Source organism: Pseudomonas sp. 2VD, assembly GCF_005503585.1.
Classification (GTDB): domain Bacteria; phylum Pseudomonadota; class Gammaproteobacteria; order Pseudomonadales; family Pseudomonadaceae; genus Pseudomonas; species Pseudomonas aeruginosa.
The window spans coordinates 1-3,875 of record NZ_SCND01000476.1 but is presented as its reverse complement, the minus strand read 5'-3'; the positions used below and the strand labels follow the sequence as shown (position 1 = coordinate 3,875).

Annotated in this window: 5 protein-coding genes and 1 pseudogene; all 6 read left to right on the top strand. The window is 61.7% G+C overall.

Annotated features, from left to right (window positions below):
* Positions 1-894: Holliday junction branch migration DNA helicase RuvB (ruvB, locus tag FFS27_RS30055; protein ID WP_050397624.1), on the top strand; the 894-nt coding region annotated here is incomplete at its 5' end.
* A 52-nt stretch (positions 895-946) separates the two neighbouring features.
* A complete protein-coding gene (gene ybgC, locus FFS27_RS30050; RefSeq protein WP_003086124.1) occupies positions 947-1,393 on the top strand; it encodes a tol-pal system-associated acyl-CoA thioesterase in 447 nt (148 codons plus the stop codon).
* A gap of 1 nt (position 1,394) precedes the next feature.
* Positions 1,395-2,090: a protein TolQ gene (tolQ, locus tag FFS27_RS30045; protein ID WP_003086125.1), complete on the top strand. Its 696-nt coding sequence runs from the start codon at positions 1,395-1,397 to the stop codon at positions 2,088-2,090.
* A gap of 22 nt (positions 2,091-2,112) precedes the next feature.
* A complete protein-coding gene (gene tolR / locus FFS27_RS30040) occupies positions 2,113-2,553 on the top strand; it encodes a protein TolR (protein ID WP_003086126.1) in 441 nt (146 codons plus the stop codon).
* Positions 2,554-2,555: 2 nt separating this feature from the next.
* Positions 2,556-3,599 carry a cell envelope integrity protein TolA gene (gene tolA / locus FFS27_RS30035; protein WP_003086127.1) on the top strand — a complete coding sequence of 348 codons (1,044 nt, stop codon included), beginning with the start codon at positions 2,556-2,558 and terminating at the stop codon, positions 3,597-3,599.
* Positions 3,596-3,875, top strand: a pseudogene (locus FFS27_RS30030) (Tol-Pal system beta propeller repeat protein TolB); the annotation flags it as partial. The gene tolA and the pseudogene FFS27_RS30030, both read left to right, overlap by 4 nt.

Here is a 3,875-nt window from a genome sequence, read left to right as displayed (position 1 = left end):
CTCGACCATACGCTGATCTTCGGTCCGCCGGGGTTGGGCAAGACGACCCTGGCGAATATCATCGCCCAGGAAATGGGCGTTTCCATCAAGAGTACTTCCGGGCCGGTGCTCGAGCGTCCCGGCGATCTCGCCGCGTTGCTGACCAACCTGGAGGCCGGCGACGTCCTGTTCGTCGACGAGATCCACCGTCTTTCGCCCATCGTCGAAGAAGTGCTGTATCCGGCCATGGAAGATTTCCAGTTGGACATCATGATCGGCGAAGGGCCCGCGGCCCGCTCCATCAAGCTGGACCTGCCGCCGTTCACCCTGGTCGGCGCGACCACTCGTGCCGGCATGCTGACCAATCCACTGCGCGATCGCTTCGGTATCGTCCAGCGCCTGGAGTTCTACAACGTCGAGGACCTGGCGACCATCGTCAGTCGGTCGGCCGGCATTCTCGGCCTGGAGATCGAGCCGCAGGGCGCGGCGGAAATCGCCAAGCGCGCCCGCGGTACGCCGCGAATCGCCAATCGCCTGCTGCGCCGGGTACGCGACTTCGCCGAGGTCCGGGGGCAGGGCGACATTACCCGGGTGATCGCCGACAAGGCATTGAACCTGCTCGATGTCGACGAGCGTGGCTTTGACCACCTCGACCGTCGTCTGTTGCTGACCATGATCGACAAGTTCGATGGCGGGCCTGTAGGAATCGACAACTTGGCTGCGGCGTTGAGCGAGGAGCGGCACACGATCGAAGATGTACTGGAGCCCTATCTGATCCAGCAGGGCTACATCATGCGGACACCGCGGGGACGCGTGGTAACACGCCATGCGTACCTGCACTTTGGCCTGAATATTCCGAAAAGGTTGGGGCCGGGGGTGACGACGGATCTGTTCACGTCTGAAGATGGTAATTAATTGCATTTGTGGGCGATTGCCGATTGGCAAAGCCGGGACTTGGTTCTAGAGTATGCGCGCGCAACACGGGGGAAAGCCGTTCCAGCAGCGTTTCCGGGTCTATTACGAGGACACGGATGCCGGCGGCATCGTCTATTACGTCAACTATCTCAAGTTCATGGAACGGGCTCGGACCGAGCGGCTGCGAGCTTTGGGGTTCGCCCAATCGCAACTGGTCGGCGACAATCTGCTGTTCGTCGTGCACTCCGCCGAGGCGCGTTACCACGCCCCGGCCAAGCTCGACGATGAACTGCTTGTCAGCGCCGAGGTCGAGGAGTTGAACCGGGCGAGCCTGAAGTTTCGTCAACAGGTTCGTCGAGCGTCGGACTCCGTCCTGCTCTGCGAGGGGCGGTTCCTGGTGGCGTGCGTGCGAGCGGACACCCTGAAGCCACGTGCTATCCCCGAAACGTTGCGTGCGGCTTTTGCCGGAAGCCCGGATTCTTTTTCAGCAGGAGATTAAAGTGGAACCGAACGTCGTCGACCATACCTCCATGTGGAGCCTGATCAGCAACGCCAGTATCGTGGTGCAGCTGGTCATGCTGACCCTCGTGGCCGCCTCGGTCACATCCTGGATCATGATTTTCCAGCGCGGCAACGCCATGCGCGCTGCCAAGAAGGCACTGGATGCCTTCGAAGAACGCTTCTGGTCGGGCATCGACCTGTCCAAGCTGTATCGCCAGGCCGGTAGCAATCCGGACCCGGACTCCGGCGTCGAGCAGATCTTCCGTGCCGGCTTCAAGGAGTTTTCCCGTCTGCGCCAGCAGCCCGGCGTCGATCCCGATGCGGTGATGGAGGGCGTGGCGCGCGCCATGCGTGTGGCCATCTCCCGTGAGGAGGAGAAACTCGAGGCCAGCCTGCCGTTCCTGGCAACCGTCGGCTCCACCAGCCCGTACGTCGGCCTGTTCGGTACCGTCTGGGGTATCATGAATTCCTTCCGTGGCCTGGCCACCGTGCAGCAGGCTACCCTGGCCACCGTCGCCCCGGGTATCGCCGAAGCGCTGATCGCCACCGCCATCGGCCTGTTCGCCGCGATCCCCGCGGTCATCGCCTACAACCGCTTCTCCGCACGTTCTGAGATGCTGATCGGTCGTTACTACACCTTCGCCGACGAGTTCCAGGCCATCCTGCACCGCAAGGTGCACACCAGCGACGACTAAGACGACTGAGAGGTAAGCCGATATGGCAAGGGTTCGTCACAAGCGCAAGCCGGTCGCGGAAATGAACGTGGTGCCTTACATCGACGTGATGCTGGTACTGCTGGTGATTTTCATGGTGACCGCACCGATGCTCAACCAGGGGGTCAAGGTCGACCTGCCGAAGGTGTCCAGCGAGGCGTTGCCTCAGGACAACAACAAGCAGGTCCTGACCCTTTCGGTGAAGGCTGACGGTTCCTATTACTGGAACGTCGGCAGCGAAGTGGATACTGAAAAACAGACCGATAGTGCCGTGTCGTTGGAACAGATGACCGATGCAGTCACCAAGATCATGAGTGCCCGTCCGGACACCCAGGTATTCATCCGCGGCGACAAGGCGGTGAACTATGGTGCGGTGGTTGGCGCCATGGGTGCCTTGCAGCAGGCCGGTGTGCCCAACGTCGGGTTGATTACCGAGGCCCCCTGATCTTGAAGCAACAGTTCGAGCGCTCGCCTTCCGAGAGTTATTTCTGGCCCGTCGTCCTGGCGGTGGTCCTGCACGTTCTGATCTTCGCCATGCTGTTCGTCAGCTGGGCGTTTGCTCCGGAGCTTCCTCCCTCCAAGCCGATCGTGCAGGCCACGCTCTACCAGCTCAAGTCGAAGAGCCAGGCGACGACCCAGACCAACCAGAAGATCGCTGGCGAGGCGAAGAAGACCGCCTCCAAGCAATACGAAGTCGAGCAGCTCGAACAGAAGAAGCTCGAGCAGCAGAAACTCGAGCAACAAAAGCTGGAACAGCAGCAGGTCGCTGCTGCGAAAGCGGCGGAACAAAAGAAGGCTGACGAGGCTCGAAAGGCCGAGGCCCAGAAAGCCGCTGAGGCGAAGAAGGCCGATGAAGCCAAGAAAGCTGCCGAGGCCAAGGCCGCCGAACAGAAGAAGCAGGCTGACATAGCCAAGAAGCGCGCCGAGGACGAGGCCAAGAAAAAGGCTGCTGACGACGCCAAGAAAAAGGCAGCCGAGGACGCGAAGAAGAAAGCGGCCGAGGAGGCCAAGAAGAAGGCTGCTGCGGAAGCGGCGAAGAAGAAAGCCGCCGTCGAGGCCGCCAAGAAAAAGGCCGCCGCCGCTGCCGCGGCAGCCCGCAAGGCTGCCGAGGACAAGAAGGCGCAGGCGTTGGCCGAGTTGCTTTCGGATACGACCGAGCGCCAGCAGGCCCTGGCCGACGAGGTGGGCAGCGAGGTCACCGGCAGTCTCGACGACCTGATCGTCAACCTGGTGAGCCAGCAGTGGCGGCGTCCTCCATCGGCGCGTAATGGAATGAGCGTAGAAGTACTAATCGAAATGCTGCCGGACGGTACCATCACCAATGCCAGCGTCAGCCGTTCGAGTGGCGACAAGCCTTTCGACAGTTCGGCGGTGGCGGCGGTGCGCAACGTCGGCCGTATTCCCGAGATGCAGCAATTGCCGCGGGCTACCTTCGACAGCCTGTATCGTCAGCGCCGCATCATCTTTAAACCGGAGGATTTGAGTCTGTGAGTACCCTGATTCGCATTGCGCTGTTCGCCCTGGCCCTGGTGGCAGGTGCTGCGCAGGCTGCCGACCCGCTGGTGATCTCCAGCGGTAACGACCGTGCCATTCCCATCGCCGTGGTGCCGTTCGGCTTCCAGGGGGGCAACGTGTTGCCGGAAGACATGTCCAATATCATCGGCAACGACCTGCGCAACTCCGGCTACTTCGAGCCGCTGCCCCGGCAGAACATGATCAGCCAGCCGGCGCAGGCCAGCGAAGTGATCTTCCGTGACTGGAAGGCAG